We start from the raw sequence: 14,428 nt of genomic DNA on the forward strand, positions 1-14,428 counted from the left end.
TAAGCCCCTAAGGAGAGTAGACACACGATGTCCCGATTTGTCCGCCTGATGTCTGTTCATTGGCTGGTGCAGCGGCGTTATTACGGTGATGATGGTGGCTGAAACTTACCGGAGGAAATCATGCTGGAACTACGTCCTAACTGCGAATGCTGCGATAAAGATTTGCCGCCGGAGTCACTTGATGCGCGCATCTGTTCATTTGAATGCACTTACTGTGTGGCGTGCGCGGAAGGCATCCTGGCGCAGCGCTGCCCGAATTGCAGCGGTGAACTGGTTCGTCGACCGATTCGTCCAGCTGCGGCGTTAGCGCGTCATCCGGCATCGACCACACGACATTTATCGGCGTCAGCGACCCGCTGAATCAGTTCAGGTAGCTGCGATTCGGCAAACACCGCAATGCCGTGCTGGCGCAGTAACGCTGCGGCGACGCCCTGACCGGGCTGCTGCTGACCGTGAAAGCTGCCATCATAAATGCGCTGGCTGCCGCAGGTTGGGCTGCCGTCGGTGAGCAGGGCAAAGCGACAGTTCGCATCTTGCGCCGCGCGCAGGGCTAACCACGCTGCCAGCACGTAATGCTGCGTTACATCGCGGCCATCCGATTCCAGAATACGCGCCGCGCCGGTTAATACCTGTTCTGCGCTGCCACCGTGAATTTCTGCAGGTAAACGCGGCGTGTTTAAGCCCGCAGCCAGTTCGGGACAATGGATGATGAGACGTTGCTCGCTGCGCCAGCGCGCCAGCATGTCTGAGATCAGCGCTTTATCGCTGCCGTTATAGCGCACGGCGTATCCCATCAGACAGGCACTGACTAATATTCTTTCCATGTAAACGTTTTCCTTAAATAACGACGCTGTCGAAATCACAGTATTAACGCGTTGCGCAACAGAGAATATATTAAGCGCGGTATTAATCACTGGTGTGAATTAATGGGGCAGAAAACGGATTTTAGCGTAATAATGGCGGGCGAATGATGAATAACACTGAAGTCTGATTGTAAAAAGCAGCATGCAAAGCGAGTGATGAGTTAAGGTAATTGATTTTAAAAGTTATTTTACTTTTTTATTAGAGCGTAAATGTTGCTTTTTGACAGATGCATTTATGTCATGGTGAATCTGGTCAGAGCACAGACCTTATTTATCCTGAAACAACGTTTCGCAAAATATTATTTCTTTCGGTCGAGTAATTTTTACGTATTTTTCTGAAAAGTAGCCCTTTTCAAAAGAAGTTTTCAATTTTAAATGGTATTGTTTACCGGCAATGCTAGTGATGTGGCGTTGTGTGCTTCAGTTTTACCCTCACTTTTTCAGGGTTTACCCCTTTATGCAATTTATGGAAATTGAATTATCCTCCCGATCCTTGCGATCGGGTTTTTCTTTATATTTCACCACTCTCTCCGTAATAAACGCTGATGCGTCTCTTCGATCCAGTTAATGTCAGAAAATACACAATCGTTAAGAAAGTGATAAGTTGACGTAATTTCCTGTAAGTATGCGGTTTTTAAGAGTTTTGGAAATGCTTTTCTGTCTCCATTTAATCAATAGTAATGCTCAACGGCACAGCAACCGCCGTTATCATTGGAGGCAACACCATGAAAAAAACAACATTAAGTCTTATTGCGTCATTTATTGCATGCAGCACACTGTTTTCTAACGTCTCGTGGGCAGACGGCCCAGGTGACCAGCGCTGGCAGTCGCACGGCGGCGACCAGCATCAGGACCACGGACGTGGCCCGGATCATGGTGGCGACCGCGGACCGGATCGCGGCAATAATCACGACCGTGGCCACGATCATGATCGCGGACCTGGCCCGGATCGTCATGACCGTTATGCTGACCATCGTATGCCGGAAGGGCATCGTGGCGGCGACCGCTTCGCCTGGGGCGGCCATGACTTCCGTCGCGGCTATCCGGCACCGCCGGAGTTTCGTGGTCCGCACTATCGCGTAGATGACTGGCGCGACCGTGGTCTGTATGAGCCACCGCGCGGTGAGCATTGGGCTTACATTGATGGTAATTACGTGCTGGTGGCCGCAGCAACCGGCATCATTACCGCGATTCTGCTAAACGGCGCGTTCAACTAATCTCCCCCGCGGATGGCTTCGGCCATCCGTGTTTCTCTCCGCTTTATCCGCTCACCAGGTTATTCTCTCTACGACCCGTTTTTCCTTTCGATACGTTAAGGAGTGATGATGACCGTGGTAAAAATAGTGGCGGTGGATAAAGACGGCACCTTTCTCGACGACAATAAACAGTACAATCGCGCGCGTTTTGACGCCTGCTATCAGGAGATGAAGCAGCGCGGCATCAAGTTTGTGGTGGCCAGCGGCAACCAATATTACCAACTCAAATCCTTCTTCCCTGAGATCGCCAGCGAAATTGCCTTCGTGGCGGAGAACGGCGCGTGGATCATCGATCGTGATGAAGAGTTATTCTGCGGCGAGTTCTCCCGTCAGGATATTGATGCGGTGCTGGATACGCTGCACAACGGTAACTATCCCGAACTGCGCTACATCCTGTGCGGACGCGACAGCGCCTACTACTTTGAAGGCCTCGATGAAAAGTGGCTGGTGAAAATGCGTCACTATTGCCATCGCCTGAAGGCTATTCGCAGCCTCGATGAAGTGGCGGGCGATAAGCTGTTCAAGTTCGCGCTGAATCTGTCAGATGATTATGTGGAACCGCTGATGGCGGACATTGAGCGTCTGCATCAGGGGGCGGCGGCCGCCACGTCCAGCGGGCACGGATCGGTGGATTTGATTGTGCCGGGCAACCATAAAGGTCACGGCCTCGATCTGCTGGGCAAACGCTGGGGCATCGAACGCAGTGAAATTCTGGTGTTTGGCGACGGCGGTAACGATCTCGAAATGCTGCAGCAATCTGGCTTCAGCTTTGCCATGGCGAACGCACCGCAGAAGGTCAAAGATGCGGCGCGCTTTGAAGCGCCGAGTAATAACGACGAGGGCGTTTTACAGGTGATTGAGCAGATGCTGGCCGGCAAACCGCCGTTTGTCATCTGATCGTCATTTATAGCTGAATTTATTCTTTGCTTTGCCGATATTCGATTGTGACGGAACGCACAATTCGCCGCTGAGCGGCACTTCTTATCTCAATCGTTAATGCAGTCGGTTAGAAAGGATAAATTATGTTGCCAACCCGTTTGGCTACCCGCATGACGCTGGGTGGCCTGCTATTACTGTGCGTCACAACCGCAGTGGTGTTCTCCGTTCTGTTGTTGCGCGGTCAGCCGCGCGTCATCGAAGCCAGCCATACGCTGATTGAGCAGGCCGGTAGCAATCTGGTCAGCCAATTAAATCAGCAGCTGGTGCGCATTGAAGGCGAAGCCGTCAGCATGGCGCGCCTTGCTGAAGTGTTGCCGCACGATGCCACGCTATGGCAGCAAAGTTTCCCACAAATCATCAATAGCAGCGGCAATAAAACCATTGCCGGCGGCGGCGTGTGGCCGGAACCCGATGCTTTTAGCGCCGGTGTGCAGCGTCGCAGCTTCTTCTGGGCGCGGCAAAGTGATGGCTCGCTGGCTTATTCCGATGACTACAACCTGCCTGCGGGCAACGGCTATCAACAGGAAAGCTGGTACAGCGCGGTGCGCAATGGAGCGCGCGATCGTTGCGGCTGGTCGGAGGTTTATCAGGATCCGGTCTCCGGCGTGAAAATGGTGACCTGCAGCGTGCCGTACGCGGCGGGCGATCGGTTTGCCGGTGTAGCGACGCTGGATGTGCAACTGGATAATCTCGCGGGCTTTATGCAGCAGAAAGGGCTGGTGACGGGCGGTTACGCCTTTGCCCTCGATAGCGCGGGCAATCTGCTCTATTACCCAGGCCAGGATATGAAATCGCTCACCACCTTGAGCAGCCTGGCGGAAAAATCCAGCTGGCTGGCGCCGCTGGCCGCACGTATCGCCCAGTTGAAAGGCGATGGCGATGTATTACAACTGTCGGATTTTGAAGACGGCTACTTGCACAACAGCGCGCAGGTGACGCTGTTCCGCATGCCCGGCACCGGTTGGGTGATTGGCCTCGTAACGCCAGAAAGTGCCGTCAGCGGCCTGGCGCGTACCATGATGCGCGACATCTTCACCTTCCTGATTCCGGCGATGATCGTGCTGCTGCTGTTAACCTGGGCGTTTACCAAACGCATTGGCCAACGTCTGAAGGCCACGCACGCGGCGCTGGATGAAATTGCCAATGGCGATGGCGATTTAACCCGCCGTCTGACCAAAAGTGGGCGCGATGAGCTGGCGGATATCGCCGGAGCGTTCAACAGCTTTGTCGATAAGATCGCTGGCGTGATTACCCGCGTGCAGGGAAGCGGTGAAACGGTGGCGGCCAACGCAGCGGGATTGGCGCACAGCAACACGGCGCTGTCGGAGAAAATCGCCGAGCAGGCTGCGGCGCTGGAGCAGAGTGCGGCGGCGATGGAGCAGCTCAACGCGACTGTGCAGCAAAATGCCGAAAATACCCGACTAGCCGATGCTGCCGCCGAACAGACCGCGCAAATTGCCCGCAGCAGTAGCGAAGTGATGGGCGAAGTGGTGAGCACCATGGGCGCTATTCAATCCTCGTCGCGCCGCGTGGCGGAGATTCTGACGGTGATCGACAGCATCGCGTTTCAAACCAACATCCTTGCGCTGAATGCGGCGGTGGAAGCGGCACGCGCCGGTGAGCAAGGTCGCGGTTTTGCGGTAGTGGCATCTGAAGTGCGCGCCTTAGCCCAGCGCAGCGCCACGGCGGCGCAGGAGATCAAAGCGCTGATTGCCGATTCCGACAGCAACGTGCTGGCCGGCAGTAAACTGGTGGAAGGCGCGGGGCAGCAGCTTTCGCAGCTGGTCACCGACGTGCATAAAGTGAAGCAGGTAGTAAGCGAGATGCGCGTGGCCGGTGATGAGCAGAGTAAAGGTATCGCGGAGGTGACGCTGGCGGTGTCGCAGATGGAGCGCGGTATTCAGCAAAACCTGATGCTGGTGACGCAAACCGCCGAAAATACCCAGGCGCTGCGTGATGAAGCGGCGCAGCTGGCGCAAGAGATGGCGATGTTTAAAGTGGCTGAGCAGTAAAAAATCGGGCAGCGTCGGCTGCCCGTTATCATTTAGACGATGCGCCAGGCGGCGGCGATCATCTCGGTTAACGTCGGTGCATCGTAGCTGACCCAACCGTTTTTGCTGTTGGCGCGCGACACAATCCAGTCAACGTCGGTGGCTGACAGCGATGGGCCATCTAACCAGAACGGCACGATCGCCTGCTGCTGGATCCATGCTTTCAGCGCCAGCGCGGGCGGCGCGGGATCGTCCGGCAGCAGCTGTTGGCCGAGCTGCGCCATCAAACGTTGCTGTTCAGCATGCTCGGTTTCCGCCAGCACATCGAGGAACGGGAACAGTAAACGTCCGCACACTTCACCGTGATGGAACGGCTTGATCGCCCCCAGCTCACCGGCAATGCCATGGATCACGCCCAATCCGGCGCTGCTCAGACACACGCCACCCAACCATGACGCCATCATCATCGCTTCTCGCGCGGCATCTCCGCGTTCGTCGTCACGGTTTAAATCCGGCCAGGCTTTGAAGAACAGTCGCAGCCCATTAAGCGCGGTTTGCTGGGTAAACAGATTGCCTTTGCGGGACAAATAGGCTTCGAAAAGATGGGTGAAGGCATCGATGGCGCAGGTGGCCAGCACGCTGTCGGGCGCGCCTTTGAGCAGATCGGGATCGAGAATCGCGACCTGCGGCACAAACACCGGGTGGCGCAACGAGGCTTTGACCTGAATGTGCTGCTGATCGGTCACCACCGCATTTTGCGTGGCTTCGCTGCCGGTGCCGGCCGTGGTGGGAATGGCAATCAGCGGCAAGGTTACCGCTTGCACTGGCGTATCACCGACTTTCTCCAGATAGCGTGCGGTATTCAGCGGGTGCTGCATCATCGCGCTGAAGGCTTTGGCCGCATCCAGCACGCTGCCGCCACCAATCGCCACCACGCGATCAACATGGCCGCGCCAGCGTCGCACCCAGCCATCAATCTCATCCGGCGAGGCTTCATGGCTGACGATCTCGTAACCGATGATGTGATCGTTGAGCGCGGCACCTAAACGCGCCCAGGCCGGACCATTGAGGAATGAGCGGCCGCAAAACAGCAGCGTCGGCTGGGTATTAGCCGCCAGCAGCGGAATCAGCTGGTCAACGCTGCCGCGCCCAAACAGGGTTTGTTGATTACTGTACAACTCGATCAGATTCTCACTCACCTGCATGTCCTTCTTATTTGGCTCAAAGACCTAAGTGTAACCAAAAGCCGTGACCTTCCCGCTGCAAACATTCTGATAACCCGCAGGCAAAAAGTTGATCACCTTCGCAAAACAGAAATTCCGCCGCTGCGCCAGGTGCTTTGTACGCAATGTTACCCTTAACATGATACCCGTAACATTGCTCGGCAGGATGTTTCCTGCAGCGCACGCTGTTGATTCTCATGTCCTCTGGGATAACCAAAATAAACCGCTGCCGGTCACTTACCGTGCGCAAAAGTGGAGAAAAATTATGCCATTACTCTATGTGGCGATTGGCGTAGCGTTACTGCTGTTGCTGATGATTCGCTTCAAACTGAACGGATTTATTGCGCTGATTCTGGTGGCGCTGGCCGTTGGCATGATGCAGGGCATGCCGGTCAACAAAGTTATCGTTTCGATTAAAACCGGTGTCGGCGGCACGTTGGGCAGCCTCGCGCTGATCATGGGCTTCGGCGCGATGCTGGGTAAACTGCTGGCGGATTGCGGCGGGGCGCAGCGAATCGCTACCACGTTAATTGCTAAATTTGGCGAGAAGCATATTCAGTGGGCGCTGGTGCTGACCGGCTTCACCGTCGGCTTTGCGTTGTTCTATGAAGTGGGCTTTGTGCTGATGCTGCCGCTGGTGTTCAGCATCGCTGCCTCCGCGCGCGTACCGCTGCTGTACGTGGGTGTGCCGATGGCGGCCGCGCTCTCCGTCACACACGGTTTCCTGCCACCGCATCCGGGCCCAACTGCGATCGCCACGCTGTTCAACGCCGATATGGGTAAAACGCTGCTGTACGGTACGCTGCTGGGGATTCCAACCGTTATCCTTGCCGGTCCGGTTTATGCCCGCTTCCTGAAAGGCATTGATAAGCCGATCCCGGAAGGCTTGTGGAACCCGAAAACCTTTACCGAAGCGGAGATGCCTGGCTTTGGCGTCAGCGTCTGGACGGCGTTGGTGCCGGTGGTGCTGATGGCGTTGCGTGCAGTGGCGGAAATGTTGCTGCCGAAAGGTCACGTGTTGTTGCCGTATGCCGAGTTCTTTGGTGACCCAATCATGGCAACCTTGATTGCGGTACTGATTGCCATCTTCACCTTCGGTCTGAACCGTGGCCGCAGCATGGATGAAGTGATGGGCACCATCACCGATTCGATCAAGATCATCGCGATGATGCTGCTAGTAATTGGCGGTGGCGGGGCGTTCAAACAGGTGCTGGTGGACAGCGGCGTCGATAAATATATCGCCAGCATGATGCATGAAACCAATCTGTCGCCGATCTTCATGGCGTGGTCGATTGCTGCGGTGCTGCGTATTGCGCTGGGTTCCGCTACCGTGGCGGCGATTACGGCAGGCGGGATTGTCGCACCGTTGATCATCACCAGCGGCGCCAGTCCGGAACTGATGGTGATTGCAGTTGGCTCCGGCAGCGTGATTTTCTCTCACGTTAACGATCCAGGCTTCTGGCTGTTTAAGGAGTATTTCAACCTGACCATCGGCGAAACTTTCCGCTCATGGTCGGCGCTGGAAACCATCATTTCGGTGTGCGGTTTGCTGGGTTGTTTACTGCTCGCCAGCATTATCTAAGCATCAAGGCTGAGGCACTGCGCCTCAGCCGCTTGCGATTTACTGCGTTAAGGCGCGGAAAGCCGCGAGTTCCTCTTGCGGCATTCCCGCCTGCAACGCCGCGTCACAGATTTGCTCCCAGCTGTTGCTGTCCAGTGGAATGCCGTCGCGTTGGCGTGCCACGCGGTTTTGCTCTTCCCACTCGCCTGGCACCTGAATCGGTGCATCGCCACTTTGCGGCGACTGTTTCACCCAGTCCAGAAATGACTCCGCTTCTTCCTGCATCGCGGGCGCATCAAACGCATCCGGATTAACGATGATGGTGGTCATGCAGTTGAAAATGGCATCGTGGCTGGTGACCAGCGTCTCATCATGTGTGGTGCGTCCGCCCGACAGCGCGCCGCCGAGGATTTCGCACATGGTCGCCAGCGCGTAACCTTTGTGGAGACCAAACGGCATCAGCGAACCATACGGCGTCTGATGCATTACGCCCGGTTCGGTGGTTGGCTGGCCTTGATGATCAATCAGATAACCTGGCGCGACCTGCTGGTCTTTGTTCCACGCCACTCGCGTTTTACCAAAGGCGATGCCGCTGGTGGCGAAATCAAGCAATAGCGGCTTGGCATTGCGACGCGGGAAAATGGCGCAGAAAGGATTGGTGCCGAAGCGACGATCGCTACCGTTAAACGGCGCGACCATCGGATCGCCCATCACGTTAACGAAGTGGAACGAGACAAAACCGGCGGCTGCGCACTGTTCCGCCCAATGGCCGATGCGACCAATGTGGTGTGAATGGTGTAAACCGACCGCCGCAATACCTAACTTCGCTGCGCGCTCAATGCCGAGCTGCATCGCCTCAAAGGCCGCGACCTGACCAAAACCATTGTTTCCGTGCAGCGTCAGCACCGCGCCGGCGTCTTTTGCAATGCTGGCATGTTGGTTGAGTTGTAGAAAACCCTGCGTCAGCGAATTCATGTAACTCGGAATCATGCCAACGCCGTGCGAATCATGGCCCGCCAGATTCGCGGCCACCAAGTGGTCGGCGACCAGGCGCGCTTCTTCGGCGCTGCTGCCAGCATGTAACCAGATGGATTGAACAAACTGATGAAGGCGGGAAGGGGCAATAAGATGCAGAGTACTCACGCGGTCAATCTCCTTATCATGAACAATTATGCATCCTGCGATGAAACCAGTAATAACCGCAAGTCAGTGATAGGAAGTAAAGGGCCACAAGGTGTGGCCCAAAAACTCAGTGCGGCTGTTCAAAGCCCGCTTTGACCATCTGATCGCGCAGCGCGCGGGTAATTTCACGGTTTCCGCCGGTGATCGGATAAATGACATTGTTGACGACATCGTCAAGATAGTGCTCTTCAAACTCCTGCATGGTGAGTTGCGTGCCACCTTCATCGTTAATCGCAATACTGCCGCTGATGTGGTTGCCGTAATCCTTTGCCTTAAGGCTGTAACGCCCCATGCTGGTATTAATCGTGCTCATAAGAATCTCCTTGTTACGTAGGCATTGATAACAATTGAGGCCTCTTCAGGCGCTGTAAGTTTAGACTGCGGACAGGCGCTGAGTGCGGAATCAAGGAGAAGGAAAATCGAAGGCTGCGACCCGTCTCGCAGAATTAAATCTGCATCAAGCGAAACGATAGCAAAGGGTTGTGACCACTCTCGCAGCGCCCAGCGAAAGCAGAATGATCATCTATACTGGTTAGCAGACACGTTATTTTTCATACTTGAAGGAGCGAACAATGAAAATAATTCTGTGGGTCATCGCCATCATCTTCATCGTTGGATTATTGACAATTACCGGCGTCTTTAAACTGATTTTCTGACAAGTACAGGCACCTGCGGGTGCCTGAATTTTTTATTCAGCATAGGATTTTTCGCTGTCTTTAAAAGATGCAATCGGCAGGATGATATCGCGCAGCGTGAGCGGTTTCTGACATTGCGCGCAGCAGGCGCCATGATGATTTGTCGAATCGACCTTTTCGCAGTCGGATAAGGTGTAAAAAAATTTAGCGCAACCGCAGCGGCTACAACGAATAGTCATGTCAGTTTTTTCCCCATCTCCGTCCTGGAGTATCGAGATTTATCTTATTCGTCGGATGAGTTCAATTGATAAATTTTGTTAATTTATTCCATGCGTGAATAGTTGACGCTAAGTCACTGAAAGCTATCTTGTTGCTTAGCGTTATCATCACAGCATGATTGCACTTTGTGTACATCCCCCGGTAATGCCTTTCCGTTTATCCGGCGTTTCAATTTCGCCTCCAGCATGAGGTAAAATTCACCAGCAACCAAGAATTAGCCTGGAGATATTAAGCGTGCTTTTTAATATCCTTTTGGCAATTACTTTAGGAACGCGTCGTACAAGAATCTGAAAAATTTGCCTCCGGGTAATGCATTTTTTCAGCATGACTTAACAGGAAATTACGTTGTGAATCGGCACTTTTCTGCAGCTTTGTTAGGCTGCATTTTGACCTCATCGGTCTCGTTTTCAGCATCAGCGGTAACAACTTCACAAGCCCTCAAATCAGGCTGGAACACCTTTAGCGACAACGTGTCGCAAACCTGGTCGCAACCGCAGAGTTATGATTTTTATCTGCCGGCGATTACCTGGCACAACCGTTGGACTTACGACGATGAACACATCGATAAGTACAATGAGCGTCCGTGGGGCGCAGGTGCGGGCGTTTCGCGCTGGGATGAGAAAGGTAACTGGCACGGTTTGTACCTGATGGCGTTTAAGGACTCCTTTAACAAATGGGAACCGATTGGCGGTTACGGTTGGGAAGCGACCTGGCGACCGCTTAGCGATCAGAACTTTCATTTGGGCGCCGGTTATACGGCGGGCGTAACGGCAAGGGATAACTGGCGCTACATTCCGGTTCCGCTGATATTGCCTTTAGCATCAATTGGATATGGTCCAGCCACTTTCCAAATGACTTATATTCCCGGCACTTACAATAACGGCAACGTTTACTTTGCCTGGCTGAGATTTGAGTTTTAAGCGTTAGCGTCGAGCAGAAAGTGTGATCGGCATGCAAAAAATCAATATTTATCACTTTTTCATCAAATCGCACTGGACAAATGTCACCGCAATTGCTGTACTAGACGTCGACACAGTTTAGTGTCCTTTTTTCATGTAAAGGTAATATAGATGTCTAAGATCAAAGGTAACGTAAAGTGGTTTAATGAGTCGAAAGGCTTCGGTTTCATTACTCCAGAAGATGGCAGCAAAGATGTATTCGTACACTTCTCTGCAATCAACAGCAACGGTTTCAAAACTCTGGCTGAAGGTCAACGCGTTGAGTTCGAAATCACTGACGGTGCTAAAGGCCCATCAGCTGCTAACGTTATCGCACTGTAATTTAACAGTTCGAATTCTGAAAACCCGCCTTCTGGCGGGTTTTTTTTATTCTATTTTAAGCTCGCCACCAAATAATCATCCAGCTCGCTACGGCAAGCATGCTGATGCTCAGTGCCATTAACTCATCGAAAGTGTGTGGAATAAGGTTCTTCATTTCGCCTGCCTCAGAAATAGATTTCCCTCAGCATGCCAACGCCAGATTAAGCCAGCCTTAAGCCGTTATGACATTCTCGTGACAAGGCAGATTCTGCGGCACATCTCACAGATAACTTCCGTAACATAGCCACAACAATGCTTACTTGCAGATTTTTGTCCGGCAACGCTATATAACTGCTCAGGGAAAATGAGGAGGCAGGATGAACATACGTCAGGCACAGGCAAAAGACAGTTTTGCGTTGAGCGCTTTGCTAACCGAATTAGGTTATAGCGCGACGGAAGGATTTATCGACACGCGTTTGGCGCAGCTTATTCATCATCCCGATGAAGTTTTGTTGGTCGCTGAACATGGTAATCAGGTGCTGGGTTTTCTCTCGTTGCACTTTATTCCGCAGCTGGCATTGGCCGGCGATTTTGCCCGCATCAGCTACTTCTGTATTGCCGAAGGCGAGCGTAGCAAAGGCAGCGGGCAGCAGTTATTGAACCACGCCGAACAGCTGGCGCGGTCACGCGGTTGCGACCGTATGGAAGTGCACTGCCACTCATCGCGCCTCAAAGCCAACCAGTTCTATGCGCGCGAAGACTATGTGGAATCACCGCGCTATCACATTAAAGCTCTGAGTTAAGATTGAGCTCGCGTCCGCTGGCTATCACGATGGCATCAGCGATGCTGTCGAGTTGTGCAACAGGCAGCAGCGCCGCGCTGACGCGAATGAATTGCCGACTGCTAATGCTACAGCGTTCACCGGGCAGCACGGCGATACCGCGCGCGGCCAGCGTGATCATCGCGTACTGCTCCGATTCGACCGGAATCCACACGCTCAATCCATCGCGCTCTTCAAGCACCAGACCGCGTTTCGCCAGTGCGGCCAGTAACTGCTGACGCCGCTGCGCATAGGTGGCTTTGGCCTGCTGAATCCGCTGCTGAGTCTCTTCATCGTTGAGCATCCACGCCACGGCATCCTGCAAAATACGGCTGGTCCAGCTCACGCCAAAGTTACGCCACGCTTGCAGGCGCTTCACCATTTCCGCGGTGCCTGATAACACCGCCAGCCGCAAATCCGGCCCATAAGCTTTGGAAAACGAGTGCACATGCAGCACGCGTTCGGGATAGTGGCAGCCGAGGCTGAATACCGGCCAGCGCGACAGATCGCCAATGCCATCATCTTCCACAATGATGGTGCTGCTGTTCGCCAGCACGCGCGCCAGCTCTGCACTGCGACGCTGGCTCACGCTATGTCCGGTGGCGGAATGGGTACGCGGCTGATAGATAAACATCGCCGGAGATTTCTGCATTAGCGTGGTCAACGCCGAGGGAATTGGACCTTGTTCATCGCACGGTAATGGCAGAATTTCAGCGCCTATGTTGTCTAAAATATCCAGTAATCGCGTGGCGGTAGGATCTTCGATCACCACACGATCACCCGGTGACAGCAACGTCTGCACGATCAGGTTCATGGCATCGAAGCCGCCGTCGGTTGCGAGCCAGGCTTCAGCGGGATAGGGCCAGCGCGGCGTCACGGCATCCTGCAATTGCGGTGAAATCGCCTCGCGCTGATAGCTATTCAGTTGCGGCGACGCAATGCCAGCCAGCATCGCCTGACGCAGATCCGGCAACAAGGTTGGATCCGGTGCGGCCATCGCCAGTGACGCCTGAACATTCTCGCCGTAATTGCCGATCTTCTCGAAACGAATCGGACGCGGCATAACGCTGTTGCCGCTCACCCACACGCCGCTGCGACCTTTCCCCGCCAGCACTTTCTGCTTCTTCAGTTGCGCCCAGGCTGCGGAAACGGTTGCCGGACTCACGCCCAACCGCTCAGCCAACTCGCGCACCGCCGGCATTTGCATGCCCACCGCAATCTGCCCATCGCGAATCAGCGTGGATGCCGCATGCGTAATGCCTTTCACCGAAGCATCCGTGATCTGCTGGCTAAGCCACTCCAAATCCACACTTTGCGTCATAAGAAAATCCTTTGTTCAGTAACAAATAATAGATTGTTCAGATTAGTATTCGCGATTTAGACTCAAATTCAAGCACTATTTGCTGCATAAATAATCACAGCCGCAGGGCTGGCAGAACAGACGGGGAAGGCAAAACTATGGTAACCATCAGACTGGCGGTACGTGACTGGGATTACTTCACACCGCTGGCACTTGGCGATATCAAGCCGGAAGGGTTCACGCTTGAGATCGATCGCGTTGGCACGCTGGTGGATAACCTCGCCACCAGCGATAAATACGATGCCGGTGAAGTGTCGTTTAGCCGCTTTGCTCAGGCTCGGGCAAAAGGTGACACTTCGCTGCTGGGCCTGCCACACTTCCTGATGCGTGGTTTCCGCCAGCGCTGCATCATCACGCGCAGCGACAGTCCGATTACCACGCCAGCTCAGCTGAAAGGTAAAAAGATCGGCGTTACCGGCTGGCAGGATTCGGGCAACACCTGGACGCGCACCGTGCTGCGTGAAGCGGGCGTGGAGATTGATGATGCGTACTGGTTTGCCGGTCGTTTGACCGAGGATCACCCGATTGTCGATCGTCTGGCCGGTTTTGGTCGTCCGGGGCGTATTGAACCGGCGCCCGGTGAACGTCCACTGATCGAGCTGCTGAAAGCGGGCGAGCTGGATGCTGTCTTTACCCCTTTTATGCCGGAAGGTTTTTTCCTCGCCGATTCGGGTCTGCGCCAGCTGCAGGTGGATTTTGCCGCTGCCGAGCGTGACTACTTTAATCGCGTCGGTTATGTGCCGGGCATTCACTTACTGGCAATGAAGCCCGCCTTAGCCGAGGCGCATCCGTGGCTGCCTCAGGCGCTGAGCGACATCATCGATCGTTCATACCAGATGTGGATGAAGAAGCGCGAGAAATACGCCGACACCACGCCGTGGTTGCTGGACGATTTGCGGCGTACCGCGCAGGAATTACCCGCCAACTGGAATCAGAACGGATTTTCCGTTAACAAAAAGATGATTGCCGACTTTGCGAATGAGCTTTTCCAGCAAGGCCTAACCCAAACATTGCTGACGCCGGAAGCGATTTTCCCGGCTGTGGCGCAAGGAGAATAAC

14 protein-coding genes are annotated in these 14,428 nt (G+C 54.2%); 9 read left to right on the top strand and 5 right to left on the bottom strand.

Annotated features, from left to right (window positions below; genetic code table 11):
* Positions 1 to 120 precede the first annotated feature (120 nt).
* On the top strand, positions 121 to 360 hold the full coding sequence (locus tag HX773_RS09705) for a DUF1272 domain-containing protein (RefSeq protein WP_176971345.1): 240 nt from the start codon (positions 121 to 123) through the stop codon (positions 358 to 360).
* Here the strand turns inward: HX773_RS09705 and HX773_RS09710 are convergent.
* Positions 312 to 824, bottom strand: coding sequence for a DUF523 domain-containing protein (locus tag HX773_RS09710; protein WP_176971346.1), 513 nt, complete (start codon positions 822 to 824; stop codon positions 312 to 314). The genes HX773_RS09705 and HX773_RS09710 overlap by 49 nt on opposite strands.
* Positions 825 to 1,588: 764 nt before the next feature.
* On the opposite strand from HX773_RS09710, the gene HX773_RS09715 reads away from it, so the two are divergent.
* The 3 genes from HX773_RS09715 (at position 1,589) to HX773_RS09725 (ending at position 5,070) form a co-directional block, all read left to right on the top strand.
* Complete coding sequence (locus HX773_RS09715; RefSeq protein WP_176971347.1) at positions 1,589 to 2,080, top strand: RcnB family protein; 492 nt, start codon at positions 1,589 to 1,591, stop codon at positions 2,078 to 2,080.
* 108 nt (positions 2,081 to 2,188) lie between these two features.
* The gene (locus HX773_RS09720) at positions 2,189 to 3,016 is read left to right on the top strand and encodes a Cof-type HAD-IIB family hydrolase (protein WP_176971348.1); all 828 of its coding nucleotides are present in this window, start codon (positions 2,189 to 2,191) and stop codon (positions 3,014 to 3,016) included.
* Between the two features lie 125 nt (positions 3,017 to 3,141).
* Entirely contained in the window at positions 3,142 to 5,070 is a 1,929-nt protein-coding gene (locus tag HX773_RS09725) for a methyl-accepting chemotaxis protein (protein WP_176971349.1), read from the top strand.
* A gap of 32 nt (positions 5,071 to 5,102) precedes the next feature.
* Here HX773_RS09725 and HX773_RS09730 read toward each other — a convergent pair whose 3' ends face one another.
* Positions 5,103 to 6,254: an iron-containing alcohol dehydrogenase gene (locus HX773_RS09730; RefSeq protein ID WP_218168199.1), complete on the bottom strand. Its 1,152-nt coding sequence runs from the start codon at positions 6,252 to 6,254 to the stop codon at positions 5,103 to 5,105.
* A 283-nt stretch (positions 6,255 to 6,537) separates the two neighbouring features.
* Between HX773_RS09730 and gntT the strand changes: the two genes are divergently transcribed.
* Positions 6,538 to 7,854 carry a gluconate transporter gene (gene gntT / locus HX773_RS09735; RefSeq protein WP_176971351.1) on the top strand — a complete coding sequence of 439 codons (1,317 nt, stop codon included), beginning with the start codon at positions 6,538 to 6,540 and terminating at the stop codon, positions 7,852 to 7,854.
* Positions 7,855 to 7,893: 39 nt separating this feature from the next.
* Here gntT and HX773_RS09740 read toward each other — a convergent pair whose 3' ends face one another.
* Together HX773_RS09740 and HX773_RS09745 are read right to left on the bottom strand one after the other, a co-directional pair.
* The gene (locus HX773_RS09740) at positions 7,894 to 8,976 is read right to left on the bottom strand and encodes a malate/lactate/ureidoglycolate dehydrogenase (protein ID WP_176971352.1); all 1,083 of its coding nucleotides are present in this window, start codon (positions 8,974 to 8,976) and stop codon (positions 7,894 to 7,896) included.
* A gap of 106 nt (positions 8,977 to 9,082) precedes the next feature.
* Complete coding sequence (locus tag HX773_RS09745; RefSeq protein WP_007890717.1) at positions 9,083 to 9,328, bottom strand: hypothetical protein; 246 nt, start codon at positions 9,326 to 9,328, stop codon at positions 9,083 to 9,085.
* Positions 9,329 to 10,276: 948 nt separating this feature from the next.
* On the opposite strand from HX773_RS09745, the gene pagP reads away from it, so the two are divergent.
* From pagP to HX773_RS09760, 3 genes are all read left to right on the top strand, one after another.
* Entirely contained in the window at positions 10,277 to 10,849 is a 573-nt protein-coding gene (pagP, locus tag HX773_RS09750; RefSeq protein ID WP_176971353.1) for a lipid IV(A) palmitoyltransferase PagP, read from the top strand.
* Between the two features lie 150 nt (positions 10,850 to 10,999).
* Entirely contained in the window at positions 11,000 to 11,209 is a 210-nt protein-coding gene (gene cspE, locus HX773_RS09755) for a transcription antiterminator/RNA stability regulator CspE (RefSeq protein ID WP_007890714.1), read from the top strand.
* A gap of 356 nt (positions 11,210 to 11,565) precedes the next feature.
* Entirely contained in the window at positions 11,566 to 11,991 is a 426-nt protein-coding gene (locus tag HX773_RS09760) for a GNAT family N-acetyltransferase (RefSeq protein ID WP_176971354.1), read from the top strand.
* Here HX773_RS09760 and HX773_RS09765 read toward each other — a convergent pair.
* Complete coding sequence (locus tag HX773_RS09765) at positions 11,975 to 13,330, bottom strand: PLP-dependent aminotransferase family protein (protein WP_176971355.1); 1,356 nt, start codon at positions 13,328 to 13,330, stop codon at positions 11,975 to 11,977. The genes HX773_RS09760 and HX773_RS09765 overlap by 17 nt on opposite strands.
* A gap of 137 nt (positions 13,331 to 13,467) precedes the next feature.
* Between HX773_RS09765 and HX773_RS09770 the strand changes: the two genes are divergently transcribed.
* Positions 13,468 to 14,427, top strand: coding sequence for an ABC transporter substrate-binding protein (locus tag HX773_RS09770; RefSeq protein WP_176971356.1), 960 nt, complete (start codon positions 13,468 to 13,470; stop codon positions 14,425 to 14,427).
* Position 14,428 lies beyond the last annotated feature (1 nt).

The organism is Pantoea sp. B9002 (genome assembly GCF_013385945.1).
GTDB lineage: Bacteria > Pseudomonadota > Gammaproteobacteria > Enterobacterales > Enterobacteriaceae > Pantoea.